The organism is Ignavibacteria bacterium, assembly GCA_036262055.1.
In the GTDB taxonomy this organism is placed as follows: Bacteria; Bacteroidota; Ignavibacteria; order Tepidaquicellales; family Tepidaquicellaceae; genus DATAJP01.
Genome location: DATAJP010000004.1, coordinates 85,590 through 106,889, shown reverse-complemented (window position 1 = coordinate 106,889; position 21,300 = coordinate 85,590). Strand labels below are relative to the sequence as shown.

At 36.0% G+C, this 21,300-nt stretch carries 17 protein-coding genes; 6 read left to right on the top strand and 11 right to left on the bottom strand.

Annotated features, from left to right (window positions below):
* Window positions 1-4 precede the first annotated feature (4 nt).
* On the bottom strand, window positions 5-322 hold the full coding sequence (gene raiA / locus VHP32_12775; GenBank protein HEX2788762.1) for a ribosome-associated translation inhibitor RaiA: 318 nt from the start codon (window positions 320-322) through the stop codon (window positions 5-7).
* Window positions 323-517: 195 nt separating this feature from the next.
* Here raiA and VHP32_12770 point away from each other — a divergent pair, with 195 nt between their 5' ends.
* Genes VHP32_12770 through VHP32_12745 form a run of 6 tightly spaced genes read left to right on the top strand, consistent with a single transcriptional unit; the run spans window position 518 to window position 6,017 of the window.
* Entirely contained in the window at window positions 518-1,036 is a 519-nt protein-coding gene (locus VHP32_12770; GenBank protein ID HEX2788761.1) for a DUF2085 domain-containing protein, read from the top strand.
* Entirely contained in the window at window positions 1,033-1,551 is a 519-nt protein-coding gene (locus tag VHP32_12765) for a hypothetical protein (GenBank protein ID HEX2788760.1), read from the top strand. The genes VHP32_12770 and VHP32_12765 overlap by 4 nt, the downstream gene beginning before the upstream one ends.
* A 19-nt stretch (window positions 1,552-1,570) precedes the next feature.
* Window positions 1,571-2,011, top strand: a complete 441-nt coding sequence (locus VHP32_12760) for a DUF2752 domain-containing protein (GenBank protein ID HEX2788759.1) — start codon at window positions 1,571-1,573, stop codon at window positions 2,009-2,011.
* A gap of 9 nt (window positions 2,012-2,020) precedes the next feature.
* Window positions 2,021-3,106, top strand: coding sequence for a CehA/McbA family metallohydrolase (locus tag VHP32_12755; protein ID HEX2788758.1), 1,086 nt, complete (start codon window positions 2,021-2,023; stop codon window positions 3,104-3,106).
* Between the two features lie 7 nt (window positions 3,107-3,113).
* Window positions 3,114-4,637, top strand: coding sequence for an amidophosphoribosyltransferase (gene purF, locus VHP32_12750; protein HEX2788757.1), 1,524 nt, complete (start codon window positions 3,114-3,116; stop codon window positions 4,635-4,637).
* A gap of 51 nt (window positions 4,638-4,688) precedes the next feature.
* Window positions 4,689-6,017: an aminopeptidase P N-terminal domain-containing protein gene (locus VHP32_12745; protein HEX2788756.1), complete on the top strand. Its 1,329-nt coding sequence runs from the start codon at window positions 4,689-4,691 to the stop codon at window positions 6,015-6,017.
* A 3-nt stretch (window positions 6,018-6,020) separates the two neighbouring features.
* Here VHP32_12745 and rnr read toward each other — a convergent pair whose 3' ends face one another.
* The 10 genes from rnr to polA all read right to left on the bottom strand — a co-directional run bounded on the left by rnr (window position 6,021) and on the right by polA (window position 21,283).
* Complete coding sequence (gene rnr, locus VHP32_12740; GenBank protein HEX2788755.1) at window positions 6,021-8,141, bottom strand: ribonuclease R; 2,121 nt, start codon at window positions 8,139-8,141, stop codon at window positions 6,021-6,023.
* 9 nt (window positions 8,142-8,150) lie between these two features.
* Window positions 8,151-12,941, bottom strand: coding sequence for a hypothetical protein (locus tag VHP32_12735; protein ID HEX2788754.1), 4,791 nt, complete (start codon window positions 12,939-12,941; stop codon window positions 8,151-8,153).
* Between the two features lie 18 nt (window positions 12,942-12,959).
* A complete protein-coding gene (gene rfaE2 / locus VHP32_12730) occupies window positions 12,960-13,424 on the bottom strand; it encodes a D-glycero-beta-D-manno-heptose 1-phosphate adenylyltransferase (GenBank protein ID HEX2788753.1) in 465 nt (154 codons plus the stop codon).
* An 11-nt stretch (window positions 13,425-13,435) separates the two neighbouring features.
* Window positions 13,436-14,440, bottom strand: coding sequence for a D-glycero-beta-D-manno-heptose-7-phosphate kinase (rfaE1, locus tag VHP32_12725; protein HEX2788752.1), 1,005 nt, complete (start codon window positions 14,438-14,440; stop codon window positions 13,436-13,438).
* Complete coding sequence (locus tag VHP32_12720) at window positions 14,422-14,721, bottom strand: type II toxin-antitoxin system RelE/ParE family toxin (GenBank protein HEX2788751.1); 300 nt, start codon at window positions 14,719-14,721, stop codon at window positions 14,422-14,424. Before VHP32_12720 ends, rfaE1 begins: the two co-directional genes overlap by 19 nt.
* 3 nt (window positions 14,722-14,724) lie before the next feature.
* Entirely contained in the window at window positions 14,725-14,934 is a 210-nt protein-coding gene (locus VHP32_12715; GenBank protein HEX2788750.1) for an addiction module protein, read from the bottom strand.
* A gap of 112 nt (window positions 14,935-15,046) precedes the next feature.
* Complete coding sequence (locus VHP32_12710; GenBank protein ID HEX2788749.1) at window positions 15,047-16,771, bottom strand: agmatine deiminase family protein; 1,725 nt, start codon at window positions 16,769-16,771, stop codon at window positions 15,047-15,049.
* A gap of 31 nt (window positions 16,772-16,802) precedes the next feature.
* Entirely contained in the window at window positions 16,803-17,783 is a 981-nt protein-coding gene (gene rfaD / locus VHP32_12705; GenBank protein ID HEX2788748.1) for an ADP-glyceromanno-heptose 6-epimerase, read from the bottom strand.
* Between the two features lie 69 nt (window positions 17,784-17,852).
* Entirely contained in the window at window positions 17,853-18,320 is a 468-nt protein-coding gene (locus tag VHP32_12700; protein ID HEX2788747.1) for an NUDIX pyrophosphatase, read from the bottom strand.
* Window positions 18,321-18,403: 83 nt separating this feature from the next.
* Complete coding sequence (gene polA / locus VHP32_12695; GenBank protein ID HEX2788746.1) at window positions 18,404-21,283, bottom strand: DNA polymerase I; 2,880 nt, start codon at window positions 21,281-21,283, stop codon at window positions 18,404-18,406.
* Window positions 21,284-21,300 lie beyond the last annotated feature (17 nt).

Sequence of the window (21,300 nt, the reverse complement as noted above, 5' to 3'; positions counted from 1 at the left end):
TACATCACACCTGCTTAACGTGGTGTTTATTGGTTTTGTGCTTATCAGCATATTTATAAAGCTGAGCTTCAATTTTTTCGATTGCCATATCAAGTGACTTAGAATAATCATCGGAGCTTTCCTTAGCCATAATACTCTTATCATTTATTTTCATAATAATTTCAGCAGTCTTAATGCTGTTGGTAGCTTTTTCAAAAGAAAGAATTACATCCGTATGCAAAACTTTTACTTCATAAGTTTTTATGGATTCTATCTTTTCTTTGATTTCATCGATGAGGGTTTGGTGAGCTTTGAAGTGGCGGGCAGTTATGTTTATGTTCATGATTTTATCCTTACATTTAAAATAGTGGAATTTTTAACGAATATGCAAAACTATAGTCTAAAAATCAATCAATAAATGCGATTTAATTTTCGTAAAAATATTAACTTAAATCAAAATTGAATACGTAATTTGTGCATTTTTGATACATTTATAATCTGCATTTAATTAGGTATTTTTGTATAAATAAACAAGTTTTTGAATATCTCTTATAAATTATCAAAGAAAGTATATTTTATCATTTTAATCATTTCTTTGATATGGTGTTCGCTCATTATTCTTACTCCCGTTCTTGCAAGCTTACAGGGTTTCCCTGAATCTGTTTCGACTGTTTTATATATTTTCTTTTCAAATGTCTGTCATCAGATTGATGACCGTTCCTATCATATTTTAGGGCATGCGCTTGGTGTATGTTCAAGGTGTTCGTTTATTTACTTTGCATTTCTGATTGGAGTGATTTTATATCCGTTCATACATAAACTTGATAATGTCAGGATGCCCGCAATATGGGTAATTATAACCGCAGCTGTTTTAATGGTCGGTGATGCTTTGCTCGATATATTCGATTTATTTAATAATACTTTTATTACGCGGTCAATTACCGGGTTCATACTTGGGGTTGTTCTTCCGTTTTATCTGATTCCGGGATTTACAATTTTCTCATACGAGATTCAGTCATACTTTAAATACAAAAACCAAACGTCCGATATTAAATGAGGCAGCCAAACAGACTTGCTCCGGTTATTTACTCAACAGCAACAATAACTTTGCTTGCCGTGCTTCCGTTCGTGAATCTTTTGCAGTTTGTATGCTGTGCAAATGCAATACTCGGCGGCGTGATTGCAGCAAATATTTATAACAAGGAACTTGCGAATACGGGAATCAACATTGAGTTCAAAGACGGTGTGATTATGGGTGTTTTGTCCGGGGTGCTTTCGTCTATAATCGTTACGGGGATAAATATTATCATTCTGCTTTTTTCAAATATAAATCCAATCGGCGAAGTGAACATCATGCTGGAGCAGATGAACCAGCCGGTTACGCCTGAAATGAATGAAATTCTTCAATATTTTTCCGATGAGTTCAGCAAATATGGTTTTTCCCCGACAATGTCGATTATTCAACTCATCGGGAGCATGGTTTTATATTCCGCATTTGCTTCAATAGGCGCTGCGATTGCGATTTCAATGATTAGAAAAAAAAGAAACACGGATTCATTCCCCGTAAATTAATTCAGGTAAATAAAAATTTTTGTTCAGATTAGTAAAAATAACAGATAGAGAAGCATGGAAAATCAGGGGAATAGTTTTATTAATCATTATTCTTGGCTTGCTTAATGTTACTTTTCCTGTTCTTAACCTTTTGAGAGATGTTTTTGGATTCACGGGAATGTATGGCAATTATGAAAGTGCCTGCATAGTTCTGAATGTTTTTGGAATACCCTGCACGTTCTGCGGTTTATCAAGAAGCTTTGCAGCATTAATAAATCTTGATTTCAGGACGACGGTTTATTTTAATCCCGTTTCGATTGTTATATACCCGTTGGGTTTTATCATAATATCATTAATAATAATTTTATCTTTTTTTAATTACAAAATCGGAATTGTCCACAAAAAAGCATTTTTATATGTAGTTATAACTATGTTTATTCTAATGTGGTTAATAAATATTTTGTATGGACATCAGCAATAAAAAAATCTAATGTTTGAATATTCGGGGGCGATTCACATACATTCTGTTTTTTCCGACGGCTCAGGCACGGTTGACGAAATAGCATCTTTTGCAAATGAAGTTGGCTTGGATTATTTCATTCTTACAGACCATAATACGATGAAGGCTCGTGAACAGGGAATGGAGAGATGGTATGACAAGACAATGATGATTGTCGGTTATGAACTGAACGATTTGAAAAACAAAAATCATTATCTTGTGCTTGGTGTCGATAATGCAATAGGGACTTTTGAAAGATTGCAGGACGGTGATTTAGGAAATATTAAATCTGCAAATGAATATGTTAAGGAAATAAACGACCTTGGGGGATTTGGTTTCATTGCTCATCCGGATGAAAAACGGCACCATCTTGCAGACCATCCGCCGTATCCGTGGACTGCCTGGGATTGCGAAGATTTTACCGGGATTGAAATCTGGAACCATATGAGCGAATGGATGGAAGGGCTGACTGATAAGAATAAATTGAGCAGGTTTGTTCATCCGCTTCGTTCCATCGTTGCTCCTGCGGAAGAAACGTTGAAGAAATGGGACAAACTGAATTTAAAACGTAAAGTTGTTGCAGTCGGCGGTGTCGATGCCCATGCTTTGAAATATAATGTAATGGGAATGATGATGGAAATTTTTCCTTATAAGGTCTTGTTTAAATCAATAAGGACACATGTTTTCACAGAAAGCCAGTTATCACCCGGAAACCCGCAGAACTTTGAAAAAGATAAGCAGGAAGTTCTAAAAGCTTTAAGAGAGGGCAGAAGTTTTATTGTAAATTATTATCATGGCGATGGAAAAGGATTCCGTTTTTTTGCAGAGTATGACGGTGAAGTTTATAATCTCGGTGATGAGATAAAATATAATCCTTCATCGGGCAAAAAAGTTACGTTAAAAGTTTATTTGCCAAAGGAAGCGAAAATAAGATTAATGAAAAATGGTGTTTGTGTAGATGAGCTTACCTGTTTTAATTGCATGTGGCACTCGGATGAGCCGGGAAATTACAGAATTGAAGCATGGCAGAACAATAAAGGATGGATTTTCTCAAACAACATTAGAGTAACAGTATAAAAATTTAATGACAAAATATAATTATATAAAGAAGATTGACCCGTCTTTAAAATCTAATTGCGGTGTTGTCGGGATTTACAATCATCCTGAAGCATCCATAATGGCTTATTATGCGCTTCACGCCCTTCAGCACAGAGGACAGGAAGCGGCAGGGATTGTATCGAGCCAGTATTTACCGGAAAAAAACAAAAGAGTTTTTAACATTCATAAGGGACTTGGATTAGTTAATACTGTTTTTGCAAATAATAAAATTTTAACTGATGCTTTAAAAGGCGATGCGGCAATAGGTCACAACAGGTATTCAACTACTGGAGCATCGGATAACCGCTCGAACATTCAGCCCTTTAAAGTAAATTACAAAGAAGGGCATCTCGCTCTTTCTCATAACGGCAATCTTACAAATACGAAATCATTAAGAAATGCGCTTGAGAATGAAGGAACGCTTTTCCAGACAACAACCGACAGCGAGATTATTCTGCATCTGATTGCGCGAAGCAAGGAGAAAGAGCTCGAGAATAAAATTCTTGATGCTTTTTCAAAAGTCACAGGCGCATATTCAATTGTGATAATGTCAGATGATAAAATGTATGCAGTGCGCGACCCGTATGGTGTACGCCCTTTATGTTTTGGCAAGCTCGGTGATACTTATGTAATAGCATCGGAAACCACTGCGTTTGATATTATCGGTGCAGAGTATATCCGCGATGTCGAGCCTTCTGAGATTTTGATTCTTGACAGAAATACAATTGAGACAGGTGAAGTGAAGTCGATTTATATGGAAAAAGTTCCTCAGTATAAACATTGCATATTTGAATACATATATTTTTCACGTCCTGACAGCATTGTGTTCGAGGAAAAGGTTGACAAAGTGAGAAGAGACATCGGGAAAGCTCTCGCAGAGCAGTCGCCTCCTCCCGATAAAGACAATCCGCTTAACTCGGATGAGAAAAAAGTCGTTGTCATAAACGTTCCTGATTCATCGAATACTGCAACGCTGGGATATTTTTCACGAAGCGTTAAGAAAAATAAAAATATTAAGAATGAAATTGGTTTAATACGAAGTCACTATATAGGAAGAACGTTTATTCAACCGGGACAAGACCAGCGGGAAATGAAAGTAAAAACGAAATTTAATATTGTTAAGGGAGTTTTGAAAAAAAGAAAAGTTGTGGTTGTTGATGATTCGATTGTTCGCGGAACAACATCAAAGCTGCTTGTCGATTTAATTAAGAAAGCAAACCCTAAAGAAGTTCATTTAAAAATAACTTCGCCCCCTGTTACTTCGCCGTGTTATTACGGGATGGATTTTCCCTCAAAGAATGAATTGATTGCAAACCAGCATGCCGATATCGAGGGAATAAAAGATGAGCTTGGTCTTACTAAATTAGATTATCTTACGATTGATAATTTGTTAAAGACAGTTCCTTACAAAAACCCTAAAACCGGATATTGCACCGCCTGCTTTACCGGTGATTATCCGATTCATATAGAAAAATTTAATCCTGATAACAAAAAAACCTTTGACGATTAACATTTTGAAGTCATTCCCGCGCAGGCGGGAATCCCAATACTTATTTTTATAATGACAAAAGAGCAAAAACAATTTCATAAATCCCGTCGTGAAAAGCTTCTTGAGAAAATTGGCAAAGATTCCATTGCTATTATTGTTTCAAATTCAATGCGAAGTTCCTCATACGATGCTGATTATAAGTTCAAACAAAACAAAAATTTTTATTATCTGACGGGATTTAATGAGCCTGATTCTCTTTTAGTCCTTTCACAGAATAAATTCAGGGTTCCGATTGACGATAAAAAGAAAGGTTTCAAGGAGGTAAATGAAGTTTTGTTTGTCCGTCCAAAAAATCAGAAAGCAGAAATGTGGACAGGCAAACGTCTCGGTGCGGAGAATGTGCCTTCTGAGCTGGGCATTCAACAAGGATTATCGATTAAAGATTTGGAAGTTTTTATGCAGCATATAATGGGAAAATCATATAAGAACTTTTATCTTGATGTTGTCGAGATGTTTAATGTTGACGGCAAGGTGAAAGAATATTTGACCCCGTTCATGCAAAGCTTAAGAGTGAATTCATTTAATTTTCAGATTATAGATATTGCTCATATTCTCGGAGCGATGAGAAAAATAAAAACAAGCTGGGAGGTCTCGCAGATTCAAAAAGCTGTTGACATTACCACTGAATCGTTCATTGATACACAGCGGCAGATAAAGCCGTATCTTTATGAATATCAGGTGCAGGCATTCCTTGAATATAATTATAAAATGCGCGGAGCTTCCGATATGGCATTCCAGACAATAGTTGCTTCGGGAGACAACGCGAATACCTTGCATTACGAAACCAATCAGGATGTAATTGAAAAAGATTCGCTGGTGCTGATTGATTCAGGTGCCGAGTATTGTTATTATTGCGCTGATATTACAAGAACTTTTCCTGCCTCGGGGAAGTTGACCGATGCCCAAAAAGATATTTATGAAATTGTTCTTGATGCAAATAAAAAATGTATAGCAAAAGTAAAGCCCGGAGTGAAACTTTCTTATTTGAGAAAATATTGTGATGATTTAATTGTTGCAGGTTTAAGAAAACTGAAACTTGTTAAGAAAAACGAAGATGGAAGGAATTTTCTTTTCCATGGAGTTGGACATCATCTTGGATTGGATACGCACGATGCGGTTCCTTACGGAAAGGGTGACACGTTCGATAACGATACACTAAGACCGGGTATGGTTATCACGATTGAACCCGGAATTTATCTTGATAAAAAACGTAAAGACATTCCTGCTAAATACAGAGGCATCGGTGTAAGAATCGAAGACGATGTTTTGGTAACAAGAGACGGAAGAAGAAATTTATCTAAGGGTATTCCGAAAGAAATAGACGAGATAGAAATTAGTTAAGTATTATGCGAGTTCGAAGTCGATTTTCTTTGATTCCATATTTGCACGGATTACTCTCACGCGAATTATATCGCCCGCGCGGAAAATCCTTCCGCGTCTTCTGCCGATAGCCGCGTGTTTTTTTTCATCAAATTCATAATAATCATCTGCTATATCTTTAAAGCGAATCATTCCCTCGACAAGAATATCGTTCAACTCGATAAACATTCCGCGCTCAACAATTCCCGAAATCAACCCGTCAAATTCATCTCCGATATGTTTTGAAATATATTGAATTTGTTTGAGCTTTATCACTTCTCGCTCTGCATTGACAGCATTTATCTCCATATCGGTTGATTGCTTGCAGACAATCGGAAGAATCAATTTATAATGATTAATACGTCTATCAAGATTTTTTTCGTTAGTAAGATAATCATATAAAATTCTGTGTACCTGTAAATCCGGATATCGTCTTATCGGGGAAGTAAAATGCGTATAGTCATCAAAGCCCAATCCATAGTGTCCGATGTTAATTGGTGTATAAACCGCTTTTGCCATTGAGCGTATCAAAAGGTTGTTAATAACATATTCTTCCGGTTTTCCTTTTATTGCATCAAGCAGCTTCTTCAATTGATTTTTATCGGGGTTTGGAAATTGAATCTTAACGTCATATCCGAACTGTTTCACAAATTCCGAAAGGTTATTTAATTTCTCAGCATCAGGAAAATCATGAACCCTATAAACAAAAGGCAGATGACGCTTTTCTTCTTTTGCCCTGCGGGTTACATAAAGCGTTGCGCATTTATTTGCAAGAAGCATAAACTCTTCTATCAAGCGCATCGAGTCGAGACGTTCTTTAAGTTTTATTTCTTTTACATTGCCTTTCTTATCCGTAACAAACTTTACTTCCTTGGTTTCAAAATCTAAGCCGCCTTCTTTCAATCTCAAAGCAGTAAGTTTTTTTGCAACCGACATCATAAGCTTCAGTTCTTCAGCATAATCACCCTTTCCAGTTTTAATTATTTCCTGCGCTTCTTCATAAGAAAATCTTCGTTTGCTGTTTATGATAGATTTGGTTATTTCAAATTTCTTTAACTTATAGCTTTTGTTAAGTGTTATGAAAATTGAAAAAGTTAACCTCTCAACATCAGTCCTTAAGGAGCAGATGTCATTAGAAAGTTTTTCGGGCAGCATAGGAATGACCTGGTCAACGAGATAAACACTTGTTCCGCGTTTGAGAGCTTCTTTGTCTATAGGAGTATTTTCTTTTACGTAGTGAGAAACGTCAGCAATGTGAACTCCGATTTCGAATTCACCGTTTTCTTTTTTCTTTATCGATACGGCATCATCGAAATCTTTTGCATCGGCTGGGTCAATTGTAAAAATATCTTCATCTCTTAAATCAATTCTTCCTTCAAGGTCTTCCTTAAACTCCGTTTTCTTAACTTGTTTTTCAATGTCGGAGGGGAACTCCTTTATCAGTTTATATTTGCGGATAACCGACATAGTTTCGGCATCCATATCACCTGACCTTCCAAGCACCTCGATAATATTTCCATAAAGTTCATTGCTTTCATAAATAATGTCTTCAGGATTGAGAACCTCACACACAACTTTATCTCCCGTTTGTGCATCGTAATTGTCTTTATGTGAAATAAATATTTCTTTCCGGCTTAGCTTCCAGTCTGCAAATACAACTCCATGCTTCCGCCCGTACTCATATCTTCCCGTAACGGTTTTGAAAGCATTTAGATTTTCACTTAGCTGTGTTTTCAGGTTTTCTTGTCTTTGTTCAGCTCTTTCGTAATCTTTTATACGCTTATTTGCTTTTTCTCGTCCTCTTTTTCTTCGTTCATTCTGCCGAATGTCTTTTGAGGTTAATTCGTTTTTAGTTTTCCTGGATATTTTGGTTTTTTTATTCGAAGTTTCTTTAGGGGCAGGTTCCTCGCCGGTCGATGCAATTTTAAAAAGCTTTCCGTCACGGATTATAGTTCCATCAGTAAGCAAATTTTTTAACTCACCTTTGATTGCGCTTTTTTTTAGATGAGTCAGCCCTGTATTCTTAATTATGGTGTTAAGCTTAAAAACATCTTTCGGATGTTTTTTAAGAAAAGAAGTTATTTTATCTGCGGCTGATATTTCCAAATCCAATCTTTAAAATTTAATTTTATATTGCAGAATTACGCCTACTCTTTCCTGAGGATTGATAATGGTGTTTCCGCCGTTTATGTTATAAATTCTTTCTAATTGTAGCACCAGATTATTTCCAATTTTAGGACTTATTAATTTACCGATAGGGTAGGTTACAATTACATTTGTGTTCGAGACATCTTCAAAGACCGTTCCTCCAAATCGGACAACGGCATCACCGAACTGCGCGGTAAGATTTAAAGATGTATTCTGAACAACCGAACCTGTTTGCGAATCCTGATAATTTAACCCCGCAGTTTTAATGAATGGGAGAATATTTTGAAGAAGGTTGCCGACATAATCCGAAACAAACATAGTTCCGACGTTTAGTCCTAAATTTGAAACTAAACTGCTTCTTTCTGCACCTGAAATCTGAGTTCTGCCAAAAAGAATAACGGAAATTGCATCACTTGTCGGGTCCGAACCTCCAATATTTGCGCCATTTTTATAGACTGTGAAATTTATAGGATTTAAATCCTTAGCGGTTCCTGTTACTCTCATTTCTACTTTATATTCTTCTATTGCAGAAGGGTCATTTGGATTTGTACTTGAGGTTTCGAATTCAGCTAAAATATCAAGCTTAGGATTAGTTAACTCTCCGTTAAAAGTAATATTTCCGCTTGCGTCAAAATTTCTATAAAATCTGTAATACGCAGCAGGACCAAGGGTTACTTCACCGTTTGCGTAAACATTATCATCACCTGCACGGTTATTCATTGCCAAATTAACAGCGACCTCGCCAAAAAATTCATTTTTGGTTTGTTCGTTGACAATGAAATTCAGATAAATATAATTGTTAGGATTTGTTAAAAGCCGTATATCATAAATAAACTTACTTGAACCTCCGTTAACAGGGATTTGTGATGAATCTAAAGGGACAAAAATTCTTTCAAACGGATTCAATGATGCATAATTTTTCTTGCTCCATGTGTTAATTTCATAAACGAGATATTGCTGTAAAGTATCTCCAAAACTGGATGAGTCAATGAGAACTGTATAAGTAAAGTCATCATTATAAATATCATACTCTTTGCCTGTAACGGGGTTCATTGTTACATTTCCATCTACCAAAATTACATTTCCTGACAAAAGAAGCTCATCAGCATTTCCCGTAATTTTTATAGGATTATCATTTCTGCTTCCGACAATTAAATCACCACCAATACCGAACTTTGACATTCCCGTGCTTTTATCGAACGCCTGAATTGTTCCGCCCATCACAAACTCCATATTGTTCAACTTTAAATTAGTGAAGTCAATAAATCCACTGGTTTCCATATATTGCGAGGGTTCAAATATGCTGTTCATCTTAGAATAATCCAATATCAACTTTTGACCTTCTGTCTTGAAATCTGCTTCAAGCGCATAAGTATTTCTTGTCATATTAAAAACAAACTGTGCGCTATCAAGATTAAGACCGCCCGTGAGAAGCGGATTATCAGATAAACCCGAGACTTTTACGTCACCGTTTAAACTTCCGCTTAAGCCGGAAACAAGCGGGATAAACGGACTGAGTATATCAATCTTAAAATGATTTGCTTCAACATTTAAGTCAACCTGTCTGTTCACAAATACGGTATCCTGCGCTCTTGTAGTATCGCCATCGAGAACAATCAAGATAGGCATATTACCTTTGATTAACAGATTTCCCAAGTTTCTATCGTTATAGAATGCTATATCAGTTTTTAGATTTGTGCTGTCATATTCAAGTATAGCATCAAACCTTCCCAAAATTTTTCTTCGCATAATAAGCGGGTCTGAGTTCACTTCAACATAAAACTTAGGGTCTGATAAGTGTCCTGTATATAATATTTCAACCCGTCTTAAACCTCCTCCGATAAGATTTTCAGGTCTTGTCAGCGGGTCCATAAACTTTTGTAAAGTTGTCATCTTAATATTATTAGCGGAAATCTGAAGATTGCTGTTTTTCTCGAGTGAATAATATCCTTCAAGACCAAGACGTTGATTGTCGCTTATCCAAGTTTCGGCATCGGCAAAAAGTGCATTGGTATCGTTAGTAGTAACATTTGTTTCAACACTAACGTTTTTCTGGTTGCCTATTGTGCTTGTCGAGCTTATCCATTTGCCTGTGCTGATTTCAAAATCTTTGAAGCTTATAAATTTATCTGTATCATTCTGAATATATGCAACCGTAAATTTATTATTATTATGCAGACGGTATTCGTTTATTTTTACATAAAGCAAATCCGTGTTTGTTGCATAACCTCCCGGCAATATATCCAGACTCCCTTTGGTATTCAGAACGTATAAAGTATCACTGCGTCCAAATATATCGTAATTGTTTGTATAGTTGACAAATTTAAAATCCGTGTATAAAGAATCCACAATAAATTTTGTAACGCCTGAACTGTCGGAAGTAATATAACGGATGCTGTCTGCAACAAGGTTTAAGTTGCTTTTGAAATTAGCCAGCTCAGGGTCGGTTGGATTATTTGTGAAATCGAATTTTAATTTAGGATGATAAAAATATATTGATGTATCTTTCAATGCAAAATTACTGAAATCACCATTGGCAGTCATTGTCAGAGTGTTATTTGAATTTACCAAGGTGCCTTCGATAGTTCCTTTTACCGTAAATGAAGTATCATAAAGATATGCAACGGGGGTTAAATCTTTCAGAACGATCTTGTAAATTAAGTTTGCATCCGGAGTAGATGTAACAACGTGACTGCTGACAATTGTTGTCATTGTTGTGCTGCCGGAAGTGTCTTTTGACTGCGCATATTTTTCAAGCTCGTAAGTAAGCTTATCAATGTTATTTGATACAATGGTTCCCAAATCCATAAAATCAAATCTTCCTTTTGCGGTTATGTCGGCAAAATCAGATTTTAAATCAAGATTTGTTTCACCGCCTGATTTACTAATTTGTGCAGTTAAATCTGCAGGAGGAATGAAATATTCCCCGAATGTTGACTGCTGCATTTTTATGTCAAAGTTTCCGGTTAAGTCATCGGGACTAATGCCGCTTCCGTTTAAATCAAATGCAAATGTTAAATTGCTTTTCATAGACTGGTCACCCGTGAAAGTATAGATATCGAGATTTGCAACATCACCTTTGATGTCATAAGAAGGATTTTCGAGATTGCGTATATTGACCTGACCTTTGGCTTTTGATTTTAATGTATTTGAGTTGAAATAAAAATCAACATTAGCAATACCGTTATTCAGATTAATCTGACCTGCCGAAGCTGAGATATTTGTATTTAATATTCTTGAATTTTTAATATCGTAATTGAGATTTGCTACCATTGTTTGCAAATCGAATCCTCTTCCTTCACCTTTAACGGTCAGGTTTACGTTGCTTTCAAGTTTAGGATCTCTGAGAAATTTCCCGAGATTTAAATTGGTTGCATCAAAATCGGTCCGGTAAACTATCTGGCTTTGTGTAAGGTCAAGATATGTGTTTCCGTTTATATTGCCGACTTCGGTTCTAATATCAAAATCGGAATTAAACCGTGTAGGTTCACCTATGTAAGTAATATATGGAGCCCTCACAACGCCGAGATATGAATAATCGGGAACAGGCAAGCCGGGTATGATGTATCTCGTATCACGGGGGTCTATAACTAAATCTTTTCCGGTAATATTAAAATATAATTTTGAAGGTTCTTGTAAATTCTGAATTCTTCCTTTGAAATCATAATGAGAATAAGGAGTATTTAAAATCAGTTTATCGATGAGAATATTGCCGTAGTTTCCGCTTGCCATAAGCTCAAGATGAACTCTTCCTGAGAGAAAATTTAATTGGGGTAGGAAATACAAAAGGTCTTTTGCGTAAAAATTATCTGCAACCATGTCAATTACCACTTCGTTGCTGTCGAAATTTTCATAAATCGTTTCGCCGAATGGATTATAATCTTCCATTCTTAAGTGATTAATAACGATTGAGGAGCTATCAGTGATAATTTTAAAATTAGTAACTTCGGAAATATTTTCTTCGGTTTTGAATTCTGCTTTTCCGCTGAGTTCGTATAAATTAAAATATGAATTTGATTTAAAGCTTATGTTCTTAATGTCAACCATCTTATACTCAGGAGTATATTCAGCTCCCAACTCCCAGTTAATTTCCCGAAGCTGAAGATAATCAACGTTGAGTGAGTCGGTATTTTTAAATGCAAGCTGAGAAAAAATCGTATTCACAGGGAGATTAGAAATGCTGGAATAATTTCCGTTCTTTAAAATTAATTTACCGAGAGAAATTTCCCAATCGAAACCTGCCGTATCAATTATTGCTGTGTCGGGTTGGCTTTTGAAAATTTGTGTATAGTTCCATCTTAAAGAATCATCTTCATTCCTGACCTGGGTAAATAAAATATCCGGGTTGATTAATTCAATGAGTGAAACATTTATTTGTTTGCTAAAAATAGGGAAGAGACTGTAATTAATGTGAATAGTATCGAGTTTAAGAAGCGTGTCATTCTTTACTATAATGCCGGCGTTTAATAAATAAATTTCACTGCGCAGGTTTCCTTCGAGACGTCCGGCATAAATCATACTGCCGGGTTTTACAAGATTTCCGTTAACATATTTTAAACCCTGGTCTAAAACTATGTCCCGGAACCATTGTGTCTGAATAAATATCGCGAGGAGAATTAAAAATGCAATTAATGAAACAAATAAAATTGAAATGATACGGAAAAAACATCCGCGTTTTTTCTTTGCGGGCTTGGAAGCAATTTTTGCTTCGGATGAAGATTCATTATTTTGTTCGATTCTTTGTAAACCTTCACTCATAAATTTTCAATATCCGGGTTACAGCTTTCTTATCTTTTCTAAAATCGACGAAGTGGAATAACCATTAACAAAATTTAAGCTCTTAACTTCACCGCCGTTTGCCAAAACAACATCGGAACCAACTATATCTTCGACTTTCCAGTCACCGCCTTTTACAAGAACATCAGGCTCGATTGCTTTAATCAAGTTATATGGAGTATCTTCCTTAAACAAAATCACGTAATCAACCGCTTTGAGATTATCTAATGCAAACATTCTGTCTTGTTCATTAGTCACCGGTCTTTCATCACCTTTGAGTTTTTTCACCGAAGAGTCAGAATTTACTCCGACTATTAAAATATCACCCAGTTTTTTGGCTTCATTCAGGTACGTAATATGGCCTTTATGTAAAATATCAAAACAACCGTTTGTAAAGACAAGTTTCTTGTTTTCGGATTTAATTTTGGCTCTAATAGGTTTGAAATCTTCCGTGGTCGTTATCATTTTATTTATATCTAATCTTTAATTTCATTCAGATGATTTAATAATTTATCTTTGGTAATGGGAACAATGCCTACTTCTTCAACTACGATTCCTGCCGCATAGTTCGCAAATTTCACCGCTTCGCTCACGGTTGCTCCGCCTGCAAGGCATACTGCAATTGTAGAAATGACCGTGTCTCCTGCACCCGATACGTCCGCAACTTCCCGCGCAACAGTTTCGATTTTTTCTATATTTGTTTTACCGTTTGTTTTTTCGAAAAGCATTACTCCTTTATCTCCGAGAGTCAATACGAGATATGTGCAATTCATTTTGCCCATTAGCTCATCAGCAAGTTTTTCGATTTCTTGCATGTCTTTTGCTTTTTTGCCGAATGCTTCTTCAAGTTCTTTTCTGTTAGGCTTAAATAAAAAAACATTTTTGTACTCAAAGAAATTATAAAACTTAGGGTCAACGAGAACTTTTATCTTGTTATCGTTTGCAAATTGTATGACTTTGCCTATAAGTGATTTGGTTAAAACACCTTTATTATAATCCTGAAGAATGATTATGTCAATCTTTCCTGAATTATTTTTCAGCGTTTCTAAAATTTTATTTTCGGTTTCGGCAGAAATATTTTCTTTCGATTCGCTGTCTATTCTGAGAAGATGGTGGGAATCGGCGATGACTCTTGTTTTTGTTGTAGTTGGTCTCGAGTTTTCTGTAATCATCCCGTTTGTATTTTTGTTCAGCTTTGTCATTTCACTCAGAAGAATTGTGCCTTCATTATCAGAACCAATCACACCGATTAAATACGGCTCAGCTCCGAGTTCCTTTATATTTAAACTCACATTAGCCGCTCCGCCGAATTTGTGCTCGCTTTTCTGAATATCAAAAACCTGCACGGGCGCTTCGGGGGAAATACGGTTAACATCACCAAGCAGGTACTTATCGAGCATAACATCGCCGATAACAAAAATTTTTTTTCCTTTTGCGTTTTTAAGTATTTCTTGTAGTCGATTTATATTCTTGTTTTCCATATTAAAGGGTTACGGCTGTCATGTAATATTCCGAAAATGTCTATTTGGTTAAATTGAGGAGTGATTAAATAATAAATATTGAAAGGGAATTTGTTGATTTTTGCTTTTCTTACATTTTTATAAACAGATTTATATAAAAAAGGATTTTCTTTTATTAACTCAATTGTTCTGTTTATTGTTTTTATAAATTCAACTCCAAGATTAATTTTTTGATTTTCGTACCAATTATATGATTCATTTAAGTCAGATTCTGCATTATCAGTTAATCTAATTATATACATTAATTAGAAGTTATACTTTTTCTTCACATCATCCCAATTTGTATATTTGACTTTTCCTTCGGCAATTTTTTCAAGACGTTCATCTAAAATTACGCGGGTTTCTTCATTAACTTGATAATTTTCATCATTTAAGCTATCCCAAATCTGATATAAAAGTTCAAGCTTTTCGGAAGAATTTAATTTATTAATCTGGTTTATTAACTGTTTATCCATATGTTTAAAATAATCCTAATAATAGCTTATTTCAATGTATTTGCATATAACAAAAACCCCGATAAATCGGGGTTTCAATCTTATAAACTTTATAACCTTATAACTTTATAAACTATTTGATAAGCATCATTTTCTTGATAGCGCTTAATCCGTTAGTTTCCAATCTATAGAAATAAACTCCGCTCGAAAGAAATGCTCCGTTAAATTCAAGGCTATGTTCGCCTGCAACTCTGAAATCATTAATAAGTTTTGCAACCTCACGTCCGGTTATGTCATAAACCTTCAAAATTACATGTGAGCTTTGCGGAATTGAAAAACTAATTTTAGTGACAGGATTAAATGGATTCGGTCTGTTCTGCTCTAACTTAAAGCTGGAGATAACTCCATTGTTTCCAATTGCCGAAGGGTTATCAACATAAAATTTTGTATATCCTGCAGGAGCGGTTAAAGGTTTGGTTATTGTTTTTCCGCTATTTGATGCCGCAGAAATATAATAATAAACATATTTACCAACCGGCTGAGCAGGAATAGATGCTTTGAAAGTATCAGCTGTTGCAGGAGTCATGCTAACTTGAGTATATGCCTGAGTTGTGTCGGTTCTCCAGTAAAGCTTTGCATTGTTCACACCGCTTTTGGTCTGAATGAATGCTTTAACTTCATAAGGAGTTGTTGTGTTGGTTGTGTTTCTCAAATAAGGATGAGAAATGAAAATTGTTTCTTTAATACCAACTTCTTTTGTTATACAGTGAATCGCACCGAGTGCTGAAATCATGCTTGAACAGTTTATGCCGACGATTCTGTAACCTGGCAACGCTTCCCGGTAAATTCTTAATGCAGTTGTATCTTGTGATAAACCGTAAATCGGAACGATAACAGTTTTGTTCACGAAAACTGAATTGGTGTAAGTAAAATAATTCGAGTTTGGAGGATATTGCCCGCTTGCACTTGGCGGCATCGGGATTCTTATAACTTTATAGGGTCTTCCATAACATGTCTGGAAATTATTTAACACATATTGCAGGTTTGCTTCAATCTGGGGACCATCTGCAACACCGTTAGGGTATTGTCCGACTAACAATGTTTCTTCATCAAGTAATTTTATGTGCATGTCAATGTGATGAATCTCATCATAAGGAAGGGTTTCCATTTTGATATATCGGGAAAGTCCGAGATATTTTTTCATTATGGTATCAATCTGCGCAGGAGTCTTTGATGGATTTTCATTTAATATTAATTTCGATGCAAAACCTGTCCCATTGCCGTCAACCATAAAGTTTCCTCCGGTATTGACTAAATCAAATGGTGCTTGTGTTGCAGTAAAAATTGTTGAGTTATAGTAATTGGCAAATGCTGTCGGAACTGCATCATCATTGGGCCTCGGTCTGTTATAAATCCAATCTGCAATTTGTAAAGTGTCATAATTGTTTTTATAAATCATCCATGGACCGTAATCCCTGCACCATATACTATTAAACGGAGCAATTACGAATTTTAAATTTACAAGTGGAACACTTCCGCTTGTTAAATAAGTTTTTACCGAATTTGAATCGGAGCAAACAATATAAACAAATCCCTCATCTTGTGCATAATCAACAATCTGTCTTAAGATTGGCTGATATGTTATCCATGCGATTATTAATCCTTCCTGCGGTTCCCATTCAGCCATAGTTCTCACGGGTCCATAAGGAGGATTAGTAAAATCTGAGAAAGATTGAGGTCTGTTATAAATCAAATCATTATATGCTTTCATCTCGCTTGGCAGAAGATTATTTGGTAAATTCTGCGCAAAAGAAATGTTTGCAATAAAAAGTATAAATAATATTTGAAGGTATTTCATTTTAGAAGTAAGTATTTAGTGTGTTTGTATATTATTGAAGATAGGGGTAATCTGTGTTTAAATAATTTGTAACGTAGTCAAAAACCGCTTCGTCAGCTGTCATTGTTTTTTTCTGATATCCGGCTTTTCGGATTTTGTTCATATCTGCCTCTGTAAAGTCCTGATACTTCTCAATTAATGACTCAGGCATATCAAAATATTCAATATTTACATCTTTTCCAAGTGCTTTAAATATAGGGGTGACGAACTCCTTCCAAGTAATTGCATTGCCCGTGCCGACATTATAAAGTCCGTTTATAATCTTGTTTTCCCAAAAAAACAGAGTCATATCAACTGCATCTTTTATATAAATAAAGTCGCGTCTTTGACCGCCATCACCATATTGGTTGGGTTTTGTGGTCTTAAATAAGCGGATTTTACCTGTTTCTTTGATTTGGTTAAACCCCTTGCAGATTATGCTTCTCATGTCCTCTTTATGGTATTCATTAGGACCATAAACATTGAAATACTTTAAACCCACAATCTTATCAAAAAGTTTATTTGCCTTTGCCCATTTGTCGAACATCTGCTTTGAAAAACCATATCCGTTCAAAGGTCTTAATTTACTGATTTCGTTTTCGTTGTCGTTGTAACCGTGCTCACCGATTCCATATGTAGCCGCAGATGAAGCATAAATGAATCTTATGTTAGCCTGCAATGATTTTTCGCAGAGAAATTTTGTGTATTCAAAATTATTTCTGAGAAGATAATCAAAATCGGTTTCGGTTGTCGAACTGCATGCGCCAAGATGAAAAACAGTATTAATTTCAGCCTTACTCAGGAAATCGTGAGCAACCATTTGTCCGAATTCATCTGCATCAAACACGTCCATATAATTCAGTGAAACAAGATTTTTCCATTTCTCATCCTTTCCGAACTTGTCGACGATAATAATGTTTTCTATACCAAGCTGATTTAACCGCCATACTAAAGCGCTTCCAATAAATCCCGCTCCGCCTGTAACTACAATCATTTATATCTCCTTAATAATAATAATTTCAAAACTGGGATTCCCGTTTCCGCGGGAATGACTTCAAAAATTTTATAACTTTATTTCTTCTAACGTTGAGAACAAATCAGGATCGTTTAGAAAATCGTTTGCTTTGATTATGTTTTCGCCCTGATTCAGCCAATGAACTCTTCCTGCTGCGCGTTCAAATGAAAGCCACGCAAATTCCGAATGCTCATTTGATAACTGCACATTGTCGCTATCAGTTTCCGCTAAGAACAATGGAATTGCTAAAACGGAATCTTCATTATGGTCATAAACAGTCGTAACGTTTTGCAAAGAAGCAAAATATATTGGTGATAATCCTGTTTCTTCTTTTAGTTCTCTCAACGCCGCTTCGTAAGCTTTTTCGTTTCCGTCAATTTTTCCGGTAACCACCTGCCATTTACCGGGAAGTTTTTTAGAGTTATCACTTCGCTTTAAAACTAAAAATCTTGTTTCATTATTAGGAAACTTTCTGATGACATAAACTTCCACGTATTTTATTTCAACTTTCGCCATAAATTTTAAATGGTGAAATAGTGAAGTTGCGAATTTGTGAAGTTTTAATTCACCCCTTCACCATTTCACAACTTCACAACTTGCTAATGTGCTTCGTACCAGTTTGCTCCGACACCAACCTCGACTTCAATCGGAACGTTCAGCTTAATTGCGTTCCGCATATTTCGTGTAACGATGTCCTTCACTTTTTCCATTTCATTGTCATAAACTTCAAAGACAAGCTCATCATGCACCTGCAAAAGCATTTTTGATTTTAATTTATGCTTTGCGAATGCTTCATCTATTTTTATCATCGCCATTTTAATCATATCGGCGGCAGTTCCCTGAATAGGCATATTGATTGCTGCGCGCTCGTCTTCAGCTCTTGCTGCTGCATTTTGATTGTTTATCTGGGACAGATAACGCCGTCTTCCCAATAACGATTCAACATATCCGTGGTCACGCGCGAATTTTTTCGTGCGCTCCATGTAATCACGAACTTTCGGATATTCTCTGAAATATCTTTCGATAATATCTTTTGCTTCCGTATTTTTAATTTCAAGCCGGCTTGCAAGACCGAACGCTCCAATGCCGTATATAATTCCGAAGTTAACTTCTTTTGCCTTACGCCGCATGTTAGGCGTAACATCTTTCTTTTCGCAATTGAAAACCCTCATAGATGTTTCTGTATGTATGTCATGTCCACGCTTGAAAGCATTTATCATGTTATCATCATCTGCATAGTGAGCCATAATGCGAAGCTCAATCTGTGAGTAATCAGCTGACATTATTTTTTGTCCTTTTTGTGAAGGAACAAATGCTTTTCGTAAGCTTCTGCCTATGTCTGTTCTTATGGGAATATTTTGCAAATTCGGATTAACACTTGAGAGACGTCCTGTTGCGGCAACAGTCTGGCTGAAGCAGGTATGAACCTTTCCCGTTCTCGGATTGATTGCTTTAGTTAATCCTTCTATATAGGTGGATTTTAATTTTGTGAGTGTTCTGTATTCGACAAGGAGTCCTGCAATCGGATGCTGATACCGCAGCTCTTCAAGAACCTTTACATCGGTAGAAAATCCTGTTTTTGTTTTCCTCGAAGGATTTAATTTCAGCTTTCCATACAAAATTTCTGCTAATTGTTTTGGAGAATTTATATTAAACCTGTCTCCTGCTGCTTTATAAATTTCATCTTCATATTTCGCTGCAGATTTAACAATCTCTTTGTCAAGCTGCCCTAAAATTTTCTCATCGATTTTTACACCTTGGGATTCCATGTCACCAAGAACTTTTATGAGAGGAAATTCGACTTCGGTGCAAACCTTTACGAGATTATTTTTTTCAAGTTCATATTTTATTCTGTGATAGAGCTGTAAAGTAACATCGGCATCTTCGGAGGCATATTCGCTTGCTTTCTCGACATCAACCTTGTCCATTGTAATCTGGTTCTTACCGCTACCGATTAAATCGGTTATCGGAATGGGGGAGTAATTCAGGTATTTCTCCGCTAAACTGTCCATATCATGCGCTCCTTCAGGTCTCAATATAAATGCTCCGATTAAAGTATCAAAATCCATATTTGCGATTTCAATGCCGTAATACTTCATCGCAATGTAGTCATACTTAATATTCTGTCCGATGAATTTTATTTTTTTATCTTCAAGGAACGGCTTGATTAATTTAAGCGCTTCATTAATTTCAATTCCGATTTTTTCAACGGGTTTATCTTTTGTAGATGCGGGTGCATCAAACAGCGACGCTTCCGTTCTGCTTCGTTTTATGTTGCCGTAAACAGGAACGTAATAAGCTTCGTGTTCTTTGTATGCAAAAGACATTCCAACGATGTTCGCCTGTGTTGCATCGGGATTATCAGTTTCAGTATCAAAGCAAACAACCGGTTCAGAGCTGAGTTTTTTTATCATTCGTTTCAATTCATCAACATTTTTAATCGTATAATAATCATGATGGGTATTCTTAATCGTGTTATGAATCTTTGGCTGTTCTTTTATGTCAACTTTTATTGTCCCAACTTTTTCAATTTTCTGTCCTTTAATTGTAACTTCAGGTTCTTCCGAGGCAGCTTTTTTTTGTGCCTTTGCAGTTTGTCCCGAGAATTTTTTAATGAGTGACTTAAATTCAAATTCGGTCAAAAGCTCAAGAAACTTATTCTGGTCAATATCGCGGCGTTTGAGAGTATGAAAATCGATTTTTACCGGAGCGTTTGTGTCGATAGTTACAAGCTTTCTGCAAAGAAAAGCCATCTCTTTGTTTTCAAGAAGATTTTCTTTCAGCTTTGGCTTTGAAATCCGGTCGATGTTCTTATAAATATTCTCAATTGAGCCGAACTCCTGAATCAATGCCATTGCGGTTTTCTCGCCTATGCCTTTCACGCCGGGCACATTATCCGATGTATCACCCATTAACCCTAACATATCGATTACCTGATGGCAATCGGTAATCCCAAATTTTGTTCTCACGCCGGCAATATCAACTATCTCAACATCCTTCCTTTGTCCGAAAGCAACCCGCGCGGGCTTGTATAAAAATATTTTGTCGGTTACAAGCTGCATAAAATCCTTATCAGGTGTAACCATATAACTTAAAACTTTTTCCTTTTCGGCGCGCTTAACAAGTGTTCCGATTATATCATCAGCTTCATATCCGTCAACGGTCAGCAGAGGAATGCCCATTGCTTTGATGACATCTTTTATTTTTTCAATCTGCCACGGCATATCGGTAGGAATCTCCATCCGCTGCGCTTTATATTGCGGGAACATTTTGTGTCTGAATGTCGGCTTTTCGGTATCGGAACAAATTGCAATATAATTAGGGTCTTCATCTTCAATGATTTTTACAATGGAATTTATAAAACCATAAATTGCGGAAACGTTTTTTCCCTTTGAGTTAATCATAGGACTGCCAATCAGAGCAAAGTAAGCCCTGTAAATCATTGCCATAGCATCAAAGAGAAATAATTTTTGTGTCATCTAATTTATTATGGTTG

What these genes read in the sequence shown, in the direction of transcription:
- raiA (HEX2788762.1), bottom strand. Translation starts at nt 322, where the DNA reads ATGAACATAAACATAACTGCCCGCCACTTCAAAGCTCACCAAACCCTC.
- VHP32_12765 (HEX2788760.1), top strand. Translation starts at nt 1,033, where the DNA reads ATGAGGCAGCCAAACAGACTTGCTCCGGTTATTTACTCAACAGCAACA.
- VHP32_12755 (HEX2788758.1), top strand. Translation starts at nt 2,021, where the DNA reads ATGTTTGAATATTCGGGGGCGATTCACATACATTCTGTTTTTTCCGAC.
- purF (HEX2788757.1), top strand. Translation starts at nt 3,114, where the DNA reads ATGACAAAATATAATTATATAAAGAAGATTGACCCGTCTTTAAAATCT.
- VHP32_12745 (HEX2788756.1), top strand. Translation starts at nt 4,689, where the DNA reads ATGACAAAAGAGCAAAAACAATTTCATAAATCCCGTCGTGAAAAGCTT.
- VHP32_12735 (HEX2788754.1), bottom strand. Translation starts at nt 12,941, where the DNA reads ATGAGTGAAGGTTTACAAAGAATCGAACAAAATAATGAATCTTCATCC.
- rfaE2 (HEX2788753.1), bottom strand. Translation starts at nt 13,424, where the DNA reads ATGATAACGACCACGGAAGATTTCAAACCTATTAGAGCCAAAATTAAA.
- rfaE1 (HEX2788752.1), bottom strand. Translation starts at nt 14,440, where the DNA reads ATGGAAAACAAGAATATAAATCGACTACAAGAAATACTTAAAAACGCA.
- VHP32_12720 (HEX2788751.1), bottom strand. Translation starts at nt 14,721, where the DNA reads ATGTATATAATTAGATTAACTGATAATGCAGAATCTGACTTAAATGAA.
- VHP32_12715 (HEX2788750.1), bottom strand. Translation starts at nt 14,934, where the DNA reads ATGGATAAACAGTTAATAAACCAGATTAATAAATTAAATTCTTCCGAA.
- VHP32_12710 (HEX2788749.1), bottom strand. Translation starts at nt 16,771, where the DNA reads ATGAAATACCTTCAAATATTATTTATACTTTTTATTGCAAACATTTCT.
- rfaD (HEX2788748.1), bottom strand. Translation starts at nt 17,783, where the DNA reads ATGATTGTAGTTACAGGCGGAGCGGGATTTATTGGAAGCGCTTTAGTA.
- VHP32_12700 (HEX2788747.1), bottom strand. Translation starts at nt 18,320, where the DNA reads ATGGCGAAAGTTGAAATAAAATACGTGGAAGTTTATGTCATCAGAAAG.
- polA (HEX2788746.1), bottom strand. Translation starts at nt 21,283, where the DNA reads ATGACACAAAAATTATTTCTCTTTGATGCTATGGCAATGATTTACAGG.